At 69.2% G+C, this 18592-nt stretch carries 17 protein-coding genes and 2 pseudogenes; 5 read left to right on the top strand and 14 right to left on the bottom strand.

Annotated elements, in window-relative coordinates; all coding sequences use genetic code 11:
* Positions 1-267: 267 nt before the first annotated feature.
* Together OG453_RS43550 and OG453_RS43545 are read right to left on the bottom strand one after the other, a co-directional pair.
* Positions 268-528, bottom strand: coding sequence for a hypothetical protein (locus tag OG453_RS43550; RefSeq protein ID WP_266874351.1), 261 nt, complete (start codon positions 526-528; stop codon positions 268-270).
* A 296-nt stretch (positions 529-824) separates the two neighbouring features.
* A complete protein-coding gene (locus OG453_RS43545) occupies positions 825-1052 on the bottom strand; it encodes a hypothetical protein (protein ID WP_266874374.1) in 228 nt (75 codons plus the stop codon).
* A 120-nt stretch (positions 1053-1172) separates the two neighbouring features.
* Between OG453_RS43545 and OG453_RS43540 the strand changes: the two genes are divergently transcribed.
* The gene (locus OG453_RS43540) at positions 1173-1757 is read left to right on the top strand and encodes a TIGR03086 family metal-binding protein (protein ID WP_266874350.1); all 585 of its coding nucleotides are present in this window, start codon (positions 1173-1175) and stop codon (positions 1755-1757) included.
* Positions 1758-1992: 235 nt separating this feature from the next.
* On the opposite strand, the gene OG453_RS43535 is transcribed toward OG453_RS43540, so the two are convergent.
* On the bottom strand, positions 1993-3231 hold the full coding sequence (locus tag OG453_RS43535) for an NAD(P)/FAD-dependent oxidoreductase (RefSeq protein ID WP_266874349.1): 1239 nt from the start codon (positions 3229-3231) through the stop codon (positions 1993-1995).
* Positions 3232-3329: 98 nt separating this feature from the next.
* Between OG453_RS43535 and OG453_RS43530 the strand changes: the two genes are divergently transcribed.
* Positions 3330-4334: a YafY family protein gene (locus OG453_RS43530; RefSeq protein WP_266874348.1), complete on the top strand. Its 1005-nt coding sequence runs from the start codon at positions 3330-3332 to the stop codon at positions 4332-4334.
* 585 nt (positions 4335-4919) lie between these two features.
* Here the strand turns inward: OG453_RS43530 and OG453_RS43525 are convergent.
* Positions 4920-5101, bottom strand: a pseudogene (locus OG453_RS43525) (iron ABC transporter substrate-binding protein); the annotation flags it as partial.
* Between the two features lie 101 nt (positions 5102-5202).
* Positions 5203-7308, bottom strand: coding sequence for a multicopper oxidase family protein (locus OG453_RS43520; protein ID WP_266874347.1), 2106 nt, complete (start codon positions 7306-7308; stop codon positions 5203-5205).
* Between the two features lie 294 nt (positions 7309-7602).
* Between OG453_RS43520 and OG453_RS43515 the strand changes: the two genes are divergently transcribed.
* Together OG453_RS43515 and OG453_RS43510 are read left to right on the top strand one after the other, a co-directional pair.
* A complete protein-coding gene (locus OG453_RS43515) occupies positions 7603-8793 on the top strand; it encodes a sensor histidine kinase (protein ID WP_266874346.1) in 1191 nt (396 codons plus the stop codon).
* Positions 8790-9473 (top strand): response regulator transcription factor, encoded by a 684-nt coding sequence (locus OG453_RS43510; RefSeq protein ID WP_266874345.1) that lies wholly within the window; start codon positions 8790-8792, stop codon positions 9471-9473. Before OG453_RS43515 ends, OG453_RS43510 begins: the two co-directional genes overlap by 4 nt.
* A 56-nt stretch (positions 9474-9529) precedes the next feature.
* On the opposite strand, the gene OG453_RS43505 is transcribed toward OG453_RS43510, so the two are convergent.
* The 3 genes from OG453_RS43505 to OG453_RS43495 form a co-directional block, all read right to left on the bottom strand.
* Positions 9530-12121 (bottom strand): tetratricopeptide repeat protein, encoded by a 2592-nt coding sequence (locus OG453_RS43505; RefSeq protein ID WP_266874344.1) that lies wholly within the window; start codon positions 12119-12121, stop codon positions 9530-9532.
* Between the two features lie 128 nt (positions 12122-12249).
* Positions 12250-12666, bottom strand: coding sequence for a hypothetical protein (locus tag OG453_RS43500; protein ID WP_266874343.1), 417 nt, complete (start codon positions 12664-12666; stop codon positions 12250-12252).
* Between the two features lie 442 nt (positions 12667-13108).
* Complete coding sequence (locus OG453_RS43495) at positions 13109-14581, bottom strand: toll/interleukin-1 receptor domain-containing protein (protein ID WP_266874342.1); 1473 nt, start codon at positions 14579-14581, stop codon at positions 13109-13111.
* A gap of 90 nt (positions 14582-14671) precedes the next feature.
* Between OG453_RS43495 and OG453_RS43490 the strand changes: the two genes are divergently transcribed.
* Entirely contained in the window at positions 14672-15214 is a 543-nt protein-coding gene (locus OG453_RS43490) for an HIT family protein (protein ID WP_266874341.1), read from the top strand.
* On the opposite strand, the gene OG453_RS43485 is transcribed toward OG453_RS43490, so the two are convergent.
* The 6 genes and pseudogenes from OG453_RS43485 to OG453_RS43460 form a co-directional block, all read right to left on the bottom strand.
* Positions 15163-15612: a hypothetical protein gene (locus tag OG453_RS43485; RefSeq protein ID WP_266874340.1), complete on the bottom strand. Its 450-nt coding sequence runs from the start codon at positions 15610-15612 to the stop codon at positions 15163-15165. The genes OG453_RS43490 and OG453_RS43485 overlap by 52 nt on opposite strands.
* 103 nt (positions 15613-15715) lie before the next feature.
* Positions 15716-15925 (bottom strand): hypothetical protein, encoded by a 210-nt coding sequence (locus OG453_RS43480; RefSeq protein ID WP_266874339.1) that lies wholly within the window; start codon positions 15923-15925, stop codon positions 15716-15718.
* Positions 15897-16100: a class I SAM-dependent methyltransferase gene (locus OG453_RS43475; RefSeq protein WP_266874338.1), complete on the bottom strand. Its 204-nt coding sequence runs from the start codon at positions 16098-16100 to the stop codon at positions 15897-15899. The genes OG453_RS43480 and OG453_RS43475 overlap by 29 nt, the downstream gene beginning before the upstream one ends.
* 52 nt (positions 16101-16152) lie before the next feature.
* Positions 16153-16596, bottom strand: a complete 444-nt coding sequence (locus OG453_RS43470) for a transcriptional regulator (RefSeq protein ID WP_266874372.1) — start codon at positions 16594-16596, stop codon at positions 16153-16155.
* Between the two features lie 64 nt (positions 16597-16660).
* Positions 16661-18259: pseudogene (locus tag OG453_RS43465) on the bottom strand (helix-turn-helix domain-containing protein).
* Positions 18256-18540, bottom strand: a complete 285-nt coding sequence (locus OG453_RS43460; protein ID WP_266874337.1) for a helix-turn-helix transcriptional regulator — start codon at positions 18538-18540, stop codon at positions 18256-18258. The pseudogene OG453_RS43465 and the gene OG453_RS43460 overlap by 4 nt, the downstream one beginning before the upstream one ends.
* Positions 18541-18592: the final 52 nt, after the last annotated feature.

The following is an 18592-nucleotide window of genomic DNA, read 5'->3' as shown; positions in this document are numbered from 1 at the left end:
GACATGAGGTGAGGAAGTCCAAAGATCAGTCGTGCCGCAACCGTTCCCACTCGGCATCTGACAGATCACCCTGCCCCATGCCCACAACAACGCTCCAGGCACGGGGCGGTCGCATGATCGCCAGGACAGCTCCTGGTGACACCGTGTCCTGTACCAACGAACCCGGCAGCGCGCACAGCCGGCCAGGGCCCGCGCGCGACTGGCACCGGCCACGGACCGACAACTCCGTCGCAACGCAGGCGAGCCTGAAACGTCCGCCGACCCGGCTCAGGGCATCACCCCCCACTCCCAGACCTCACCGGCGACCAGATCAGTTCCGAAGTACCGGGCAGCGACAGCCACGACGGCCAGGCAGGGAGCGCCCTCGTCGACCTTGAACGTATCGACCACGCACGTCTGCACAGGATGCATCCGCCCGCCCGACCAGCCGCCAGCGCTCGCCTCCAACGACCGGCGCTCCGGCGTGACCAGGGCAAAACACGCCAACACGATGCACTCGCCCTCATACCAATAGCAGTCCAAAACCACGAGGTTACTGAAGTCCAGGCAGTCGAAAGCAACGGCAATGTCCTGCTGCCCATACGGAGCCTGCGCAATGCGGGCACAACGTCGGCGAGGGTCTCGCCGCGGGCCAGGAGCACAGCCCGCTCGACCGAGACGCCCCGGCGAAAACCGCCCACGGCGTGCGCACCAGTCGCTCCCTGCCGAGATCCACCACAAGGCGCTCGAACTCCCCCGCGGGGAGCAAAGCCGGAATGGCGGGCGCAATGAAGATGTCGGTCCAGATACCCATGCCATCGTTCCGACAACACCCCAAAGCCACGTCATCCAGCCGTCTGTACCTCGCGGCCGGCGTTCTCGTGGGCGCCCTCGATGCCGGGTCGGCAGTAGAAGCTCTCGATGCCTAAGTGAGAGCGGAAGGCGATCCAGCGGTCCGTCTCCACCCCGGCTCGGCTGAGTCCCAGGACCTGGGCAACTGCGCCGGTCCGTTCGAGCCGGTGATCGACGAGATCCTGCAGGCCGACCTGGACGCTCCGCGCAAGCGGCGGCACTCCGTCTCTCGCGGATCTTTCACCGGCTGGTCGAGGAGCGTGGGGTGGACGCCTCGGATGTCCGTCGCAGCAGATCAAGCCCAGGCCTGCCTGTCGGTGTGTCCTTGTAGCCTCCCCAGCATGGCAACTGAACTGGCCCATGACCCGCGTCCGGTCTTCTCCCGAGCCCTTGATCAAGCCGGGAAACAGGTTGCGGCGGTGAGGCCCGATGAGCTGAGCAACCGCACTCCCTGTGCCGATTACAGCGTTCGCGCGCTGCTCGGGCATGTGGTTTCGGTGCTGCACAAGCTCGTCCGAGTCGGCACCGGAGGCGATGCGCGCGACGTCCCCGATGTGATCGACGGCATCGCCGACGACGGCTGGAAAGACGCATTTGCCCGGGCCCGTAGCGAGGTCGAGCGCGTGTGGGCCGATGACGAGAAGCTCGACCAAATGGTCACCCTCCCGTGGGCCACGCTGCCCGGCCGGGATGCTCTGGAGGCATACACCCACGAGTTCACTGCTCATTCCTGGGACCTCGCCCGTGCCACCCGGCGGCTTGCCGAACTCGACCCCGACCTTGCCGCGCGGGCGCTCCAGGCATTCTCGAAGTTCGCGCCGCCCGAAGACCGCAGCGAACAGGGCCCGTTCAGCCCGGTCGTAGCGGTGCCCGACGATGCCGACGTCTACACCCGGCTGGCTGCCTACCTGGGGCGCCAGCCATAGCCCGCTACCCGTATCGCGGTCCTGGGCCGGAAGAACCATCGGCTACCGGACGCGCCTCTTTGCGGACCGGCCTGCCCGAAGAGGGTGTGGCGAGCCCACAGCGGCCGGTGGCCGGTGGGACCGAAGCGGCGCCTACGGCGGGCTTGTTCAACGGGTCGATTCGTTCCCGGAGGTCAGGGAACAACCGGAGGGCAGGGAACAAGCTGAGCCGCGGGGCCTGCACCGGCACTGATCGTCAATGACGCAGCCGGGCCGCGGCGGACAGGATCGGGGTGGCCACGACGGTAGCGGCGGCACCCAGTGCGGTGTCGGTCGCCAGCACCAGGCGGACCGTTCGCATGGCAAGGGTGAGGATCTCGCTGCCGCGCCGGCGCATGCCTGCCTCGAACCGGTGCACAGCATCGGCAGGCGTGGTGGTGCCGTCAGCGACGTCGCCCAAGTGCTGAAGCAGGGCGGCGGCATCGCGGATGGCCGCGCCGGCCCCCATTCCGGCGGTGGGCGGTGTCGCATGGACGGCGTCGCCGAGCGCGGTGATACACCCCGCGGGCCAGGGAGCGAGCTCGGCGGCGCGGGTCGAGGCGGCGTTGAAGCGGTACGCCGCCACGCTGTGCGGGTCCGCGCGGGCGATGACCTCAAGGGGGCGCTCGGCCCAGCCGCGCTCGCGGAATCGTTCGAGCAGCGCGGCCTGCAACTCGCCGCCGCGCAGGGCGCGCAGGGAGTCGGTCGCGGCAGATTCGGGGAACATGGCGCCCCAGATGTAGGTGGGGCCGGTGGTGACGGACATCCGCAGCTCGGGGGCGTCGAGCACGGCGTTGCCGACCGGGTCGAGGAAGCCGACGTACAACGCCGCCCCCCGTGGTCCCATTGCCAGCCCCGATCGTGGGCCGAGCCGTTGCTGTTCACCGGGGCTCAGGTCCCCGCGGAGGGTACGGCCGGAGAAGCCGACGATGCCCGCCGGGCTGTTGGTCGGGCCTCCCGCCAGGTGCCGGGCGACCACGGAGTGGGCGCCGTCCGCGCCCACCACCAGATCCGCCGAGACCGGTTCGGCGTCGGTGAACAGCACTCGGGGCATGCCGTCGTCGCCACGGCTGACCTGGGACACGGTCCTGCCCAGATGCAGGTCGTCGCCGACCGCCTCGGCCAGCAGTCTGCGCAGGGTGATGCGGTCGACGTCGATACCGGGGTGGCCGGTGAGATCGGGACCGTGGCCGAGCAGCCGGCCGCGACGGTCCCAGAACGCGTCGCGGTCACGCAGCCGCAGCGCCGAGGCCGACGCAAGGAGTCGCCTCATGATCTCCGGCGCCACCAACTCACGCAGCGCCGACTGGGCCCGCTCGTCGAGGGTGATGTGGTAACCCCCGGTCGCCGCCACGTCGTTGTCGCGGTCGAACACCGCCACCTCGTACCCCCGGCGGCGCAACCCCGCCCCCAATGCGAGTCCACCGATCCCGCCACCGACCACGACCACACGCATACCCATTCGTCCTTTTCCGTCACTGTTCGCCTGCTCGGGCGCTCCACCGTGACACCGGTAGGGGACACCGAGTGGCCACTACCGGTCATGCTGGGACGATGACGAACACCTCACGACGGGCCTTGCGACTCCTGTCTCTGTTCGGATCGCGCCGCCAGTGGTCGCTGCGCGAGTTCGCCACCGCGCTCAAGGTCAGCGAGCGCACCGTCCGCCGCGACATCGAGACGCTGCGCGAACTCGGATACCCGATCACCACCGTCCACGGACCCGATGGCGGTTACCGGCTCGGCGCGGGGCACACACTCCCCCCGCTGGTGTTCGACCACGACCAGGCGCTCGCGGTCGCGGTGGCCCTGCAGACCGCACCCAGCACGGTGTTCGGCCTGGGAGAAGACGCGGCACGGGCACTGGTCACCCTGGAACAGGCCATGCCCGCCGCGCTGCGGGAACCCATGAAGTCCCTCCGCCTGACCAGACTGCCGAACTACTGGGAGTTTCCGGCACCCCCCATCGACCCGACCGCGCTCACTGCCGTGGGAGCCGCGGTGCGCCACCGCCACGTACTGGTCACCGAAACGCTGCGCGCCGACGGCTCACGCCCCGCCTCCACTGACGACGACTTCCTGCCCGCCCGCCGCATCGAGCCCCACCATCTGGTCGTCTGGGCCGGCCGGTGGTACGTGGTCGCCTACGACCCCGAAGACGATCAGTGGCGAGTGCACCGCGTCGACCGGCTCCGCCCCCGCCCCACGACGCACCCCTTCAGCCCGCGCGAACTCCCCCACCACGACCTCGCTCGCTTCGTCATGAGCAGTCACGACCGCGGTGACACCGCCGCCGACTGGCCGTGCACCGGCAGCGCCCGACTGTGCCTGCCGGCCGACGTCGTCGCCCGCTTCGCACCGGGCGGCTCAGTCGTCGAACACCTCGACACCGAGCACTGCCGACTCACCCTCGGCGCCTGGTCCTGGGCCGGCATCGCCGGGATCCTCGCCACCTTCGACACCGAACTCACCGATCTGCACCCACCCGAACTCGCCCAGGCATGCCAACGCATCGCCCACCGCATGGCCACCATCAAGGACACCGAAGGAAGACCGTAGCCATCTCCACAGACAGCCCTGCGCCCCAGACCAGTCACAAGGCAGAGCTTCACGCATAGTCACTTGCCGCTGCGGCGCAGCTTCGGGAACCCAGGGTCTGCATCGACGGCCGACCGGACGGGCGGCCGACCGGCCGTCGAACGCGTTCGCGACTCGACAGTGCCGTCATTCCTCCTCCGGGATTCACCTTCACGTCGCCTCCGGCTACTCAGCCCGGTACGGCGCCTCGCTCCCCCACGACCCTTCCGGGGTCGACCTCGCCGTCGCCCCCGCCACCGAGCCGGACCGCTAGAGGCGAGGCTGGAGATCGCCTGAGCCGTGTACGGCGGGCCACGGATCGGTCATCGCAGCGACGACGCCCGGAAGGCTGTCCACGATGGGAACGCCCCTCGCACGTCGTCGCGGGGTTGATCGACTCGCAGTCCGTCGACGTCGCCTCGACCGTTCCGCGCCCCACGTCCGGATACGACGCGGGCAAGACGCGGGGAAGAAGACGCTGCCCACCGGCGATGTCACCGCCCAAACCGAAGCAGGGCTTCGAGCTGTCGCGCGCGGGTACTGCTTGTCTGAGCCGGCTGGATGAGGCTTCTCGATGGCCGCGGCCCGGCCGGGGACCTCGGAGCGGCCGTACGTCTGCTGGTTGGCGACGATGCGGTCGCCGAGGCCGAGCGCCGACAGCGCGTGACCTCGGCGACGGAGGCGCCGTTCATCACGACGACGCACTCCGGCGGTTCGGTGTACGTGGTGGTACACCCGCAGTTCTCGAGCGCGGTCGTGGCGCTTCCCGCGAGGTCCGCCTTCGGCGGTGGCGGCGGTGAGACACGGCCAGCACGGCGGCCACGACTTGTTTCCGGCGCATCAGAACTCCTTACTCGGGCTTGTTGCCGACGGGGCCGCCGATCTCGTACGGCGTGGTGACCTTGTCGTACGCGAGGTGCATGACCATGCCGAGCTTGCTGTGCCAGAAGTTGTGGCAGTGGTCCATCCAGATGCCGGGGTTGTCGGCCTTGAAGGCGACCTGGACCTCTTCGCCGGGCCGGACGAGCACGGTGTCCTGCCACATCGGGCTGCCGGATGCCCGCTTGCCGTTCTTGCTCAGCGCCAGCATGTGGTGGCCGTGCAGATGCATCGGATGGTCCTCGTTCCCGCGGTTGATGAAGGTGGCGCGGGCCAGGTCGCCTTCCTTGATCATCAGCATCGGGGTGTCCGGGAAGACACGGCCGTTGATGGTCTGCTTCAGCCCGAAGGTGCCGTCGTAGAAGCCCAGCCACTCGTCGAAGACGAGCTTGTAGTCGCGGTCGAAGTCGCTGTCCGGGCGGAGTTCCGTCTTCTTCGGGCTGCCGTAGCTGTACGGGTCGAATTCGGGTCCGCTCAGGTCCGCCTTCAATTCCCCCTTGCCGTTCGGCGAGTACACGATGCCCGCGTCCGGCGCACTGCCGTCGGTCACCCGCACCGGCCCGTCGGGCATGGTGAATTCGACGTCCATCCGGTTGCCGCCGCCGAGCACCAGCTTCTTGCCCTTGAGCGCGGTCGGCTTGTGCACGTCCGTGCCGTCCAGGGCAGTGACCTTGTACGGGACGCCGTCAATGGCGAACTCGCGAGTGGTACCGCTGGTGTTGGTGAGCCGTACCCGCACCTTCTCGCCCGGCTCGGCTCGGCGCCGCTCCAGCTCGTCGGAGGCGCCGATCGCGGACACCAGGCCCTTGTCGGTCTGCCAGTCGTGGGCGAGGACGCTGACGTCCTTGTCCACCGGCCGGGTCTGCTTCTTCGGCGCGATGATCAGGGCGCCGAAGAGGCCGCGGTCGACCTGCTCGGAGGCGGCCTGGTGGGAGTGGTACCAGCGGGTGCCGGATTCCTCCACGCGGAAGCGGTAGGTGAAGGACTTGCCGGGCAACACCGCGTCCTGGGTGGCGCCGGCCACGCCATCCTCGCCGTTGGGGACGTCGACGCCGTGCCAGTGGATGGTGACAGGGGTCTTGCCGGGCAGCTCGTTCCGGAGCTTGATCTCGACCAGATCGCCCTCGGTGACCCGCAGTTGAGGGCCGGGGACCTGGCCGTTGTACGTCCAGGCGTCAACCGTCTTGCCGGAGGCCAGCTTTTCCTTCTTGGCCTGCGCGGTGAGGGAGAAGCGCCGGTCGGGCGTACCGCTTCTGGGACCGCGCAGTTTATCGACGGACACCTCGTCCGCCCCGCTGGTGCCCGAGGCCATGTGGTGGCCGCCGGCCATGTCGTGGTGCTGCCCGGCGGCACCGCCGCCCCAGTCGGCTCTGCCCTTCATCATCGAGAAGGTGTGCGGAAGCCGGCTGTCGGCGATCCCGTAGTTGACCAGCCCCACCACGGTGCCGAGCGCCACCACGGCCGTACCCAGCCGGACCGCCAGTGCCCGTCGCCGGGGGATCTCACGGCCCGTGAACAGGCGTTGCAGCCGCGCGTTGGCACGCCAGACCAGCAGCCCGGCGACTGCGGCGGTGATCAACCCGTAGGCGACGAGACTGATCCAGAACGACCGGTCCGGTGGCAGGAAGATCTGCGCGAGGCAGGCGAAGCCGCCGAAGGCCGCGACCCTGGGCGGCACGACGTGGCGCGGGGACCGGGCGCGCGACTGCTCATCCAGCGGCACCAGCGCATCCCGGTCGGGCAGCCGCATCCGGGCGGCGGATATCAGCCACGGCACCGTCCAAGCGACGGTGGCGATCACGGCCGGGAGCAGCATGACGAAGGTGGTGAACAGCCGCCGGTCGCCGACGAACGCCCACCCATGAAGGGCGAGCAGCCCGTACGTGACGAGCCTGGCCGCGGTGAGCAGCAGGGCGAGGGCCACCAGCACCAGCGCGATACGGGACATCCGCCGCATGCGGCCGGCGGTGCGGCGGCCTGGCTGCAGGCCCGTCGTGACGGCGGCGATCAGCCAGGCGGGGAGCAGGACGATGCCCAGCGCGAGCTCAAGTCCGGCTGCGGTTACGTACATGGCCATGACCGTCACCCCCGGCCCTGCGACCGTCGGGCCGTGGTAGACGGCGGCTGTGTTGGGCGTCTGCGTGGCCGGCGGAGGTCGCGGGTGATCTGGTCGGCGAGGAGCCGGAGGCGGCGGCGCTCTGCTGTGGTGGATTCGGTGATCTCAGGCATGCCGGCAGCGTGGCGATCACCGCACCGGCCGGGCATCCGCCGATCCTCGCTCTCTTCCTCGGCGGAAAGTTGCGGGCCGGGCGATGCTGCGTACAACTATCGATTGACGCGTGCCCTCCCGCACCGCCGCTAGCCTGCAGCCATGACATGGGACAGTCGCCTGACGGGCCACCGGGAACGCCTGCGGCCGGTGGAGGGCGCCCTCGTGGCGCTGGCCTTCGCCGCGGCCACGGCCGCCATCGACGGGATGCCCGCGCAGTTCGACTACCTTGCCGCGCACCCGCCGCTCTTCGTGGCGATCCCGGTCGGGCTGGTCGTCGGCCTCGCGTCATGGTTCCGTCAGCGCCGTCCCGAGCTGCTTCTGCTGGCTGCGCTGGGCGCCTATGTGGTGCTCTCGGCCTGGATCGCCGTGGTGTTCGCGCAGTACACCCTGGCCGACCGCGCCGCCTCCTGGCGCCGGGTCGCCGTCGCCTCCACAGTCGCCGTCACGGTGGTCGCCCTGCCGATATGGCGGGGCGGCGGCTTTGACGCAGCAATCATGAGCGTGGGCATCTGCGTCTTCCCGGCCCTGCTCGGCCTGTACATGGGCGCCCGCCGCCGCCTCATGGCCGAGCTGCGCGAGCGCGCCGAGCGGGCCGAGCGCGATCAGCAGCAGCGGGTGCTGCAGGCCCGCAGCGACGAGCGCGCCCAGATCGCCCGGGACATGCACGACGTCGTCACCCACCGCGTGTCCCTGATGGTGCTGCACGCGACCGCCCTCGAGGCGACCAAGGGCGCGTCCGCCGTCGACATGGGCAAGCAGATCGGCGCGATCGGCCGCGAGGCACTGACCGAGCTCCGCTCGCTGGTGGAGGTTCTGCACACCCGATCCGAGGCGCCGCTCGCTCCGCAGCCCGGCCTGGCAGAGCTGGAGACCCTGATCGCCGACTCCCGCAGCCTGGGGACGCCGGCCACCCTCGAACTGACCGGAGAGCACGGCACCAACCGCCCACCCGAGCTGCCGGCCCTGATCGAGCACGCCGTCTACCGGGTGGTGCAGGAGGCCCTGACCAACGTCCACAAGCACGCCGCCGACGCCGAAACCCACGTCCGAGTCCACTGCACCCGCCGGCTGCTGCACCTCACGGTGATCAACCAGCACGGTATCGGCGGCAACCCCTCCGGTCTGCCCAGCGGCGGCCACGGCCTGCTCGGCATCGCCGAACGGATACGGCTCGTCGGCGGCGAACTCACCGCAGGTCCGACCCCGGAAGGCGGCTTCGAGATCGCCGCCGAGATCCCGCTGGACGACGTACCCCAGAAGCAGCCCACCCGCATGGAAGCCACGCGATGAGCGAGACGACGACCCGGGTCCTGATCGTGGACGACGAGTGGATGGTGCGCTCCATGCTCAGCACCATCTTGGCGTCCGCCCCCGACATCGAAGTGGTGGGCGAGGCATCGGACGGCAATACGGCGGTGTCGATGGCCGCCGCCCTGGAGCCGGACGTCGTCCTGATGGACATCCGGATGCCCCGCTCCGACGGCCTGACCGCCACAGAGCGCCTCACCCGCTCACCCCGCCCGCCGCACGTCGTCGTGCTGACCACCTTCGACCTGGACGAGTACGTCCAGACAGCGCTACGTCACGGGGCGGTCGGTTTCCTGCTGAAGGACGCCACCGCGGATGACATGATCGCTGCGGTGCGCAGCGCGGCCCGCGGCGACGCGATGCTCTCCCCGAAGGTGACCCGCCGCCTCATCCGCCGCTTCGCGGAGGACGACGACGGCCCCTCCGCCGGGCGGCAGCGCCGCCGCTCCGAGGCCCGCAGCCGCCTGGAGGCCCTGACGGAAAAGGAGCGCGAGGTCCTGATCGCCCTGAGCGGCGGCCTCTCCAACACCGGCATCGCCGCGGCCCTGCACGTGAGCGAGGCCACCGCAAAGACCCACATCAGCCGGATCCTGTCGAAGCTCTCCCTCACCAACCGCGTCCAGGCGGCGATCCTGGCGCACCATGCGGGGCTCGTGGACTAGGGACTTCTTCGCCCATCCATCGACAGCGGTGTCCCCGGCGGGCTCTTTGGTTCTCGTCAAACCATTCCAACAGCCGCCGGGGGCACCTCAGTTACGTCCGGCCGCTGTACGGGGGGGGGAGGCTCCAGCTTGCCCCTCACCCCGGCATCCATGCCCAGCACTTCGCCGATCTGCCGGGTAGAGGCCGGGCCTGCGGCCAGCAGTACGGCGGCAAGGATCGCAGACGCGGAGTGAGCCGACCGGGTGCCCATCTGATGGTGCAGATGGGCAGCCTCCACCCAGCAGGAAAGCGCGAGACGCTGCTGGCCTCTGTACTGATGACAGCGTGCCGCGCCCTCGAGAGCGTCGACTTGGTCCTTGGGGCTTTCGGCCTTCCGCGCGAGGCACAGGGCTTGTTCGTAGGCGGACAAGGCGCGGGGGACATCTGTCACCGCCAGTAGGTCACCGCTGCTGTTGATGGCTTCTGCCTCGCCCTGGACATCCTTTGCCGATCTGAAGAGTTCACGGGCGCGAGCCAGTAGCACAGTGGCTTCCGCGTGATGGTGCGTCAGGGCTTTTGCCCGGCCCAGTTCCAGGAGTGCGTTGGCTTCGCCGTGTTGATTGCCGAGTTCCCGGTACAAGCAAAGGGCCTGCTGCGCCAGGTCCTCGGCGGCCGTCACCTCGCGTGCCGCCAACAGGATCCGGCTCAGCAGCCACAGTGCGCTGGCCTCTCCCAACCGATCGCCCAGATCCTGGTAGAGGGTGAGAGCTTGCTGAGCAGAACGGCCGGCTGACAACGGATCTCCTCTCCCGCACGCCACTCGGCCAAGCTCCCACAGTGCGTTTGCTTCACCGGTGCGTTCTTGCAGCGCGCGGTGGATCTCCAGGGCCTGCCTGGCCAGTTGTTCGGCCTCTATGTAATGGCCGGTCATGTGGCGGATCCGGCTCAACAGCCACAGAGCTTTTGCCTGCCCAGGCTGGTAGTCGGCCGAGGCGTGGATATCCAGTGCCTGTTGGGCGAGGTGTGCGGCTTGCGCGAAGTCGCTGGTGATGTCCTGTACGCGGCCGAGCTCCCACAACACGTCTGCTGCGCCGAGCTGGTCGGCACACGCTTGGCGAAGCTTCAGTGCTTCGCGCAGGTGACGCGTCGCCTCGGCGTAGTTACCGGTGGCGAAATGCACCTGTCCCAGTGCGCACAGGGAACCGGCCCGCACGGAAGGAGTTTCGGCACCGGCGAGTTGGGCCGAACTCCGCAGCAGGGATGCGGCCTGCTCGTAGTGGCCCGTCGCCGCGCGGATGCGGCCCAGGTGGTACTGGGCGGTTGCCGTGGCTCGCGGATCGTGAGCTTCATGGGCCGATCGGACGGCGATCTCGTGGAGTCGGGCACCCTCGTCCCAGTGACCACTGTCGTAGAGAAAGTCGGCGATGGACTCGGTGAGCCGGACGAGGTGCGTGTGTCGGTGCGTTTCGGCCGCATAGAGGACGCATGCTCTGAGGTTGACGTGCTCTGTGCGCATCCACTGCACAGCGCGCTGGCGTGTGGCGTGCTGAGGGAGAGTAAACAGTGGTTGGCCAAGAGGTAGTGGATCCTGGCAGCCGGTGGCTCGATGGCGGGCGGCTGCGGCAGTGAGGCCGTAGTAGTCCAGCAGCCGGTCGACGGCGGCAGTGCGCTCGGCTGCGGGGTCGGTTTCTGCCAGGTCGCGCGCGTACATGCGGAGCAGATCGTGGAGGCGGTATCGGCCGGGCGTCGGCGAGTCGATGAGGTGGTCGTCGTAGAGGGCTTCGAGATCCCGTTGGACGACGGGCAGAGGCGCACCGGCCAGTGCGGTCGCGGCGTACACGTCGGTGTCGGCCCCAGGGCTCAGGCCCAGGAGGCGGAAGAGCCGCTGCCGGTCAGGTGGCAGTGTGCGATAGGACATCGTGAAGGCGGCGGCGGTGGCGAGGTCTCCTGTGGCCAGTTGCTCCAATCGGTCCTGGGCGCAGGCCAGGTCGTGGGCGAATGTGGTCAAGTCCCAGTGCGGTCGGTGGGAGAGGCGGCCTGCGAGCAGGGCGATTGCGAGTGGCAGGCGTCCGCACAGCCGATTGATGTCAGCTACAGCGTCAGCCTGGGACAGGTCTGTGGATCGATCGGCCAGCCGTGTGAACAGCAGGCTCGCATCCTGAGCCGAGAGCACGCCGAGGGGAAGGGCTGCGGCTCCTTCGAGAAGGGTCAGACGACGCCTGCTGGTGATCATGACCAGGCACTGGGGTTCCCCCGGCAGCAGTGGCTCGACCTGTGAGCTGGACGCGGCGTCGTCGAGGACCAGCAGCATCCGCCGTCCGGCCAGGCGGTCCCTCCAGAGATCTGACCGCGCGTCCAAGCCGTGGGGAATGTGCCGGGGTTCCACGCCCAGACAAGTCAGAAGCGATTCGAGCACGTCGGCGGGGTCGGCCGGGGCGCGGCCAGGGGTATGGGCATGGAGGCGGACGAAGAGCTGCCCGCTCGTGTAGGAGGTCGCCAACCTGTGGGCGACGTGCACCACCAAGGCGGTTTTGCCCACTCCGGGCATGCCGCTGACGATGTGGATGCCGTGTCCCTGTGTCGACGCTGCGCGCGTCAGCAGGCATTCCACCTCGTTGTGGCGGCCGGTAAAAGTGATGGTGTCCCGTGGCAAGGTCCGCACCGCCACAGCTGCTACTGCTGGTGGGGGCGAACCGACGTAGAGGTCACGTCCTGCCGCATAGATGCGCGCTGCGTCTGTCGCATGGACATCGAGGCATCGCCCAGGGCCGACATCACCGCTGCAAGAGCAGGCGTTCAATGACCGGTGATGTGTTGGTCCCGACCGGCTACATAGATACGTGCACTGTCTCTGGCCTCGGCTTGCACCGTCACCGGCGCGGTCTCGGGGCGCTCGTGGGATGCGGCGGCGGGGCGAAGATGGTCGTCGAGGAGCTCGCGCAGCCCCGTCATCACTTCTGGAGAATCCGACAACAGCTGATGCAGCCGCACACACCAGGCCCCCACCAGCGCCTGTTCCACATCCTCGTTGCCACGCTCGCGGGTTGTAAGAAGTAGCGAGTGAGCCTCTTCCAACTCGTGGTGCACCTCGGCTTCCTGCTCCGGCCTGACGCTGCGCCACCATGTCACGGCTGCTGTTTTGGCATGCAGCCAGGCGTCTGTGGCCATGGCACCTACCAGCGCCGTTGCCGCTGCCAGCACCAACGGATCCATCAACGCCCCCCGTGACTGCCCGATTACCTACCCGCGAGGACCAGAGTGCACGGCTTGGGGACTGCCAGTGCGCCTGGAAGCGCCCCGTCACCCAGATGAGGGCATTGCCGCAAGGAAGGCACCCGGCTGCGATCGCATTGGCCCCTCAAGCCTCTCTTTCGGATTGTTCAACCGACCGAATGAGAACGGTCAAGCGCACTGGTGTCACCGACTGTGTACGCACTGGCGGTGAGCGGTGTCGCCCGGTCAGCCGACCCTCGGCAGGGCCTTGCCTCGGTACATATGAGCCTGCACCTCGGCAACCCCACACCCACAGGCCCCACACCACGGGGGCTCAGCCTGCCCATCGCGCAAGTCCACCAAGGCAAAGCAAGAAGACATACCGCTCCAACCTCCGTCGCGAGGGCAAACCCCACAGATTGATCACGACTCGATACGCGGCCTAGTCGGGCTCGGGGTACTCCTCGGGGCGGGGTGCCGGGGCGGACGGCTTGGTGCGGGCGTGGGTGCTCAGGGTGGTCACCCGGGCGGCGAGCTTGTCGATGCGGTCTCTGGCCTCCCGCACCAGTTGGGTGCGCTGCCGGCGCTGGAGCCGGTGGCCGAGTTCCGCGGTGGCCAGCGCGAGGGCGGCGCCGATCAGTGTCACGATCGCGAGCGCGACGTGGACGCGTGTCGTCCCGTGTTCCGCCCTGCTGAAGGCGAGCCCGGACGCCAGGGCCGACGCCGCGGTCAGGGCCAGCCACAGCGCGTAGAAGCCGAACAGCCACGGGTGGTCCTGCCGCAGCCACGCCCGACGCGACCGTTCCGCCTCACCCGTCACCCGGCGCAGCGCCTTGCTCAGGTCGGCCAGCTCCCACCGCGCCTTCTCCCGCTGTTCCCGGGAGAGTGGCGTCCGCATCTCACGCAGGCGGAGGTCCAGCCGCGCGACGGCCCGGCGTAGCACCATGCGGGTCGCCGGCGCGGGCAGGCAGTGCGGCCAGCGCTCCCACAGGTCGTTCTCCCGCCGTTGGAGACGGATATTGAGGGCGGCAGTGCGCACGATGGCGAACCCCAGGACCAGCAGCAGGGCGAAGGAGGCCAGCGTGCCGCCGTCGCCCCACATCGACAGGGCACCGAACACCGCGATCAGCAGGAGGCCCGCGGCGAGCGGCCAGGTCTGCCGGACGTACGTCTGATGCTTGACCGCATGCAGGTCCCGCTCCCAGATGTCGAGAGGCCGGCGGAACAGGAGGCGGACGACGGTGACCGCGATCAGCGGCGCGAGCATCAGCAGACAGGAGAACATGGTGGCGTAGAGGGTGAAGGGGAGGCCGTCCGTGCGGACCCAGCCGTCGTCCTGGGGCAGCGCGGGGACCGTGACCAGCACGGCGCAGGACAGCACCGCGGTGACGACGCCCAGCCACCGGCCCGGCCGGTACGGCGGCGAGGGCGGCGGAATCGGCTCCCAGGTCTTGGACACCTTGTCCTCCAGTGCCGCGATCAGCTCCGCCAGATCGGAGTCGTACGCCCCCTGCCGCAGCCACTGGCCGTTCTTGACCTCCAACTTCTGGATCCGCTCCGGCAGTTGCTCGGCCGTCGGCGGCTCGGCGCCGTCCAGAAACAAGGGGATGACGGTCTTGCCGTCCTGCAGGGCCTGGTCGATCTCCCGGCGGACCCAGTCCGTCTCCAGGTCCAGCCGCCGCGCACCGGTCGCTTCGTCCCGCGCGTCCGCCCACCCCGGGTGGACCACGACGAGCAGCACCTCGCAGTCGGCCACCCGTTCCCGCAGCACATCCGAATACTGCTGCCCCGGCACGATGGACTGACGGTCCAGGAACACCTGGTCCTCGCCGAAGTTCCCTGTCAGCTCCCGGTACAGCCGGTGCACGACGTGCTCATGCCCACCCCTGCGGTAGTTGATGAAAATGCCGCCCATGCCGCCGTCCCCGCCCCCATTCGTCCCCGCCACGCCCCGCCCGCCAGAGATCATTGCCAGCGTTCCTACCAGAGAGGCGAGGAGCGCGACGTGCCGAACGTGACCGATCCAGCCGTACGAGGGAGCATGGGACCCATGGACGACGAGGCCTGCGCCTTCTGCGGCATCGTCGCGGACCCGAGCCGGGCACGCGTGCTGTACGCCGACGCGCACACCTTGGCCTTCTTCCCGCTGACCCCCGCGGCAAAGGGACACACACTGGTCGTGCCCAGGGTGCACTCGGCGGACCTGTGGGCGATGGACGAGACTGGCGTGCGGCGGCTGATGCAGTCGGTGCTGGTGGTGGGCCGGGCGTTGCGCGCGGCGCTGGAGCCCGAGGGCCTGAATGTCATCAACTCCACGGGCGGGGCGGCCTCGCAGACCGTGTTCCACACCCATGTGCACCTCGTACCGCGCTGGCCCGGCGACGCGATGGGCGCGATCTGGCCGCCGAAGGGAGAGGGTCCCCCGGACGACGCCGCAGTGATGAACGAACTCGCCCGCCGAGTAATCGACATGACGGATCCTCAGGCACTCTGGTCTCAGAGCGCGATGACGACGATCGCCAACTCCGCCCCCAACAGCGACCCGTAGAACAGCAGCAGCGTCTGCGAGAACGTGATACCCGCCCACGGCGTCTGATCCAGGTACGGGCCGACGTTCATGGACAGCGGCTCAACCCGACTGTCGGGGCGGCGTACGTCGTCGTAGAGGCGGCGGAAGAGCCGTTCCTGGCGCAGGAAGAAGCCGTCGAGATACCAGAAGCAGAGCAGCGGCACCACACCGACGGCGCCTATCTGCCAGCTCAGGCGGCTGGCGGAGAGAGCGAGTAGACCGGCGGCCAGGGTCAGGGCCCAGCCTTTGACGAGGAAGGAGTTGGTGCCCATGCGGGTGATGACCGCCTGGATGAACTCCAGATGCTTGATCCGGTCCGCGTCCAGCGACACCCGGCCGCCGACTCCGGCGTTCGACCCCTCGCTCAGCGCAGTCACTGGCCCGCCCCCTCGGTGAACTCCCGTCTGGCGATCGTAATACCGGACCGTCCGGACGGCCGCGGGGACGAGGAATGGGCCGGCTTTAACCGGGCGGGCGGGGTCAGCGTGGGCGCCAGGTGCGTACCTCGAGGTGGGTGATGTGCGCTTCGGGGTGGATCCGGCCGCTGTCCACCAACCACCGGTGGACAGCGGCCGTCACGTCACCCCCCATGGCATCCACGCGGCGGGCGAAGTCGGCGGCCTCGAAGCCCCCGGTGGTGGCGGAGCCGTAGGAGCGTTCTTCAGTGTGGTCGGCGCGTTGGATGGGCACGGGCGTGCTGTGTCGGTGAGCTGTCGATGGCCGTGACGCGGGCCGGTGCGAGTTCCTGGGCGACGTACGCGGCCTGCGTCCCGGCACCCGCGCCGACTTCCACCACAGTGCGGCCGGCGACATCGCCCAGGAGCTCAGTGCCGTACTCCCCGCGCTGGTACCAGTCCCAGCGCAACCGCCCCAGCGTCCGATGGCCGCCGCCGGCGTTGTTCTGACCGCCCTGGGCGTCAGGCGGCGAAGCCGACGTTGGAGACGTACTCGTACTGGCCCCAGTCCGAGCCGAGGCCGACGATCTGGTCCACCCACGCGTCGTCGAGTCCCTGCTCGTCTCTATCCGCCCAGGCCCCCACGATGCGGTCCCAGCGGCGGATGTTGAGCGTGCGGAACTGCAGGACCCGCTGGTGAGGCCGTGCGACCTGGGACTGGTTGAGGGGGTGCAGCTCGACGCGGGAACCGCGGCCGCGGGCGTTGAGGCGGCCCAACAGGTAGCGGGCCACGTTCTGGCGGCGCACGGTGCGATAGGCCGCATCGGCCTTCTCGAGGTTCCTCTTCGACGGGCCGCGCTTTCCGTCGAGCCAGGCCTTGATCATGCGGTCGGTGACCGTCAATCCCACGGCCCGTGCTGCGGCACGGGCGTGGTCGGTCTTGGTGAGGTAGTGCAGGCGGGCCAGACCGCGGGCATCGAACTTGCCGAAGTCGTGTGTGCGCTAGGGCACTTCGCTCTCCTTCCCCCTCTCAGTCCTGACTGGCCGGCGCGTCCGCCGGGGCGGGGGTGCCGACGGTGTAGTGGTCCTTGACCTTCACTTCGGTAACCGCACGTCCCTCGGGGAAGACACCCTGCCAGGCACCGGCCACGTGCAGTTCGTCGGTGCCCATCGCACGCACCACCATCAGGCCCTCCTCATGCGCCTTGTAGGCCTTCATCCACAGGTTCGAGAACGCCTGGGAGCGGATGAGGTGCATCCAGTCCGTGCGATAGATCTGGCGGTTGTAGTTCGATTCACCGAGGGTCGAGACGAACTTGGAGTACATCGCCTTCACGTACTCCAAGGTCACCTCATCGTCCTCGGCGATCGCCGTGTCGCGGGCGTCCTTGAGGGCGATGCGGAACTTCTCCAGCAAGCCTTCGGTGGCGCCCGAGGTGTAGGACTCGTGGATCTCAGGGGGGGTCGCACAGACCGTATTTCGGCGACGAGAGCCGCAGCAGGAGGCGCAAGGTCGGCTCAGTCACCCACAGCGGGCCGGGTTCGTCGCGGTTGCCGATGGGGTTGGGCAGTACGTCGTTGTGCGCCCAGTGAGGCGGGGTGATCAGGTGGATGCCCGCACGGCGGCGGTCGTGGTCGAAGCCTGTGCTGTGCTCCAGCTTGCCGAGCGGCAGGTGCGTCTTCAGTGCGGAGAGGTAGGCCCCGTTGATGTCGAGCGCGGTCACCGCGTGGGCGCCGGGCGGCAGTTCGGGGCGGGTCCATTTCGAGCGGCCTCCCAGATCTGGTCCGCTCCGCGGGCCGACTGCTTGCGCAGCACGTCGGGCATCCACGGGTGGGCGACGATGTCGTAGCGGCCGCCCTTGCGCGTCTCGTCCAGCAGCGCCATCGCGTCCGGGATCGCCCGCTTGACCAGCGCCGCGGTCGCTGCCTCCACATCGCCCGCGTGCTCGGCGAGCGCCGCTGCGACAGCCTCACCGATCAGGTCCGGCATGTCCGATGCCGCCCGCACGCGACGCCCGACCGGCACGACCTTCACACCTGGAGCGGGGGTGCGTGGCGTGCTCGACGTCGACTCGGAGGCCTGCTGCACCGGCTGCTCGGCAGCCGCGGGCTCGGCCACAGAGGCACCCGCCGCGATCGGCCGACAGTCAGAGGGATCCAGGTGCTGGACGAAACCCGCCACCCGGTGCCGGGCCGGAGCCCCGCACAGCACGCACGGCTCTTCCACCGCGAGGACCTCCACCTCGTCGGCGTGCTGGTCGCACTCCGGCGAAGGAACATCAGCTGCCGGGGAAGCAGCCGGGGCCGGAGGCTGCTGCTCGGCAGCGGACGGCCCGACCTCGTCGGCAGCGGACTGCCCGCCCACCGGCTCGGCCTCGGTGGCGAGTTTGGCGCTCAGTCCGTCCAGCAGATACGCGTACTTGGTACGGATCTCACCGACCGGATCCCTGCCGGACTCCCACCCGGCAACCGTCGACGGGCTCACCCCCAGCGCCCGCGCCACCTGCGCCTTCGACAGCCGCGCCAGCTCCCGCAGCTCCTGCCGCCTCGCCGGAGCCGGGAGCCCGGCTTCCGGACCGACCGCCGCGAGCAGCGAATCGATCGCATCGAAATCACCGACGCCACTCACCGCGCTGCCCCTTTCGCCGTGCCGGCACGGCTATCTTGGCGGGCCATCAGTGCCTCACATGCCCTGGTCGGACCCGCCAACAGATCCAGCACGTCGATACCGTAGAACCCGGCCAGGGCATCGGCATCACGCAAAGTCCACGAACTGGCGCCCGACTGACGACGCGAAACCTGCGCCTGCGTCAGCCCCAGCACCCCCGCAACCACCCGCTGCGACTGCCCCGTCGCCTGCATCAACGCCGCCACGGAAAGCCGCAACGACTCCTCCAGACCCACAACCATGGCGGCCGCCCTACCCCACCACCATGCATAAACGCATCAAAATCCCGGCCTC

Source organism: Streptomyces sp. NBC_01381 (assembly GCF_026340305.1).
Taxonomy (GTDB): Bacteria; Actinomycetota; Actinomycetes; order Streptomycetales; family Streptomycetaceae; genus Streptomyces.
Note: the sequence above shows the minus strand (reverse complement) of the source record. Positions and strands in the feature narration are given on the sequence as shown.

Excerpts from the sequence above, each read along its gene's own strand:
- OG453_RS43520 (WP_266874347.1), bottom strand. The coding sequence starts at position 7,308 with ATGGCCATGTACGTAACCGCAGCCGGACTTGAGCTCGCGCTGGGCATC.
- OG453_RS43460 (WP_266874337.1), bottom strand. The coding sequence starts at position 18,540 with ATGGTTGTGGGTCTGGAGGAGTCGTTGCGGCTTTCCGTGGCGGCGTTG.
- OG453_RS43515 (WP_266874346.1), top strand. The coding sequence starts at position 7,603 with ATGACATGGGACAGTCGCCTGACGGGCCACCGGGAACGCCTGCGGCCG.
- OG453_RS43500 (WP_266874343.1), bottom strand. The coding sequence starts at position 12,666 with ATGGATCCGTTGGTGCTGGCAGCGGCAACGGCGCTGGTAGGTGCCATG.
- OG453_RS43510 (WP_266874345.1), top strand. The coding sequence starts at position 8,790 with ATGAGCGAGACGACGACCCGGGTCCTGATCGTGGACGACGAGTGGATG.
- OG453_RS43535 (WP_266874349.1), bottom strand. The coding sequence starts at position 3,231 with ATGCGTGTGGTCGTGGTCGGTGGCGGGATCGGTGGACTCGCATTGGGG.
- OG453_RS43540 (WP_266874350.1), top strand. The coding sequence starts at position 1,173 with ATGGCAACTGAACTGGCCCATGACCCGCGTCCGGTCTTCTCCCGAGCC.
- OG453_RS43495 (WP_266874342.1), bottom strand. The coding sequence starts at position 14,581 with ATGGGCGGCATTTTCATCAACTACCGCAGGGGTGGGCATGAGCACGTC.
- OG453_RS43530 (WP_266874348.1), top strand. The coding sequence starts at position 3,330 with ATGACGAACACCTCACGACGGGCCTTGCGACTCCTGTCTCTGTTCGGA.